The 740-nt window shown below is 33.1% G+C and carries 2 protein-coding genes; both read left to right on the forward strand.

Annotated features, from left to right (window positions below; genetic code table 11):
• Window positions 1–4 precede the first annotated feature (4 nt).
• Complete coding sequence (locus tag KGF70_RS17530; RefSeq protein ID WP_367890001.1) at window positions 5–478, forward strand: MarR family transcriptional regulator; 474 nt, start codon at window positions 5–7, stop codon at window positions 476–478.
• Window positions 466–669, forward strand: coding sequence for a hypothetical protein (locus tag KGF70_RS16990; RefSeq protein WP_216748743.1), 204 nt, complete (start codon window positions 466–468; stop codon window positions 667–669). Before KGF70_RS17530 ends, KGF70_RS16990 begins: the two co-directional genes overlap by 13 nt.
• Window positions 670–740: the final 71 nt, after the last annotated feature.

Consider the following 740-nt stretch of genomic DNA (forward strand, 5'->3'; position numbering starts at 1 on the left):
AAGAATTCAACAAATCATCGCCAAATTATCGCCAAGCAAAACGCCAAATAAGGAAGGCAATAGATATGTTTTGAACGCCCAAGATGTCAAAAATATAAAGGCTTTGATGGGATTTGAAAATAACAAGTCATCAACAAGTGAATCGACAAATAGACTTGTTGATTATGATGTTTACTTAGATGTGATAGATTCCATAAAAGAAAAAGATGAACAGATAAAAAGTTTATTAGAAGTTCAAAAACAAACACAAAATCTTCTAGATCAGCAACAACGACTAGCCTTGCAAGATAAAAATTTGCTAGAAGAATACAAGATAGAAAACGATAGTTTGAAAGCCCTCAAAATGCCCTCACAGGAAACAGAAACAAAGCAATTAGACAATCAACCTAAAGATGAATTGAAAGCTCTTAAGGAGCAATTGGAAACTTTGCAAGAACAAAAAAATGCTAGAAAATGGTGGAATTTATGGCGAAAATAGATGATTCCGTTAAAAACGTTTATCAACTTCAGGAACAAAAAGAAGATTTAATTGATAGGCTAGATAGAATATTAGAATGGATTAACACTTGTGACACAAAAACCTCAATTCTATTAGCAGGTATGGGGATAGTTGGCACCATTCTTACTTCAGAAAAATTATTACAAAAAGAAACTGATGTTTACACGTGACTGATCTAGTTAAGTATAGTTTTGTCGCAGATATGTCGTCTGGCTGGAGCGGTAATCTCGGATTTAAAATG

Origin of the sequence: Lactiplantibacillus sp. 7.2.4 (assembly GCF_018991185.1) — a bacterium.
In the GTDB taxonomy this organism is placed as follows: domain Bacteria; phylum Bacillota; class Bacilli; order Lactobacillales; family Lactobacillaceae; genus Lactiplantibacillus; species Lactiplantibacillus pentosus.

Excerpts from the sequence above, each read along its gene's own strand:
- KGF70_RS16990 (WP_216748743.1), top strand. The coding sequence starts at position 466 with ATGGCGAAAATAGATGATTCCGTTAAAAACGTTTATCAACTTCAGGAA.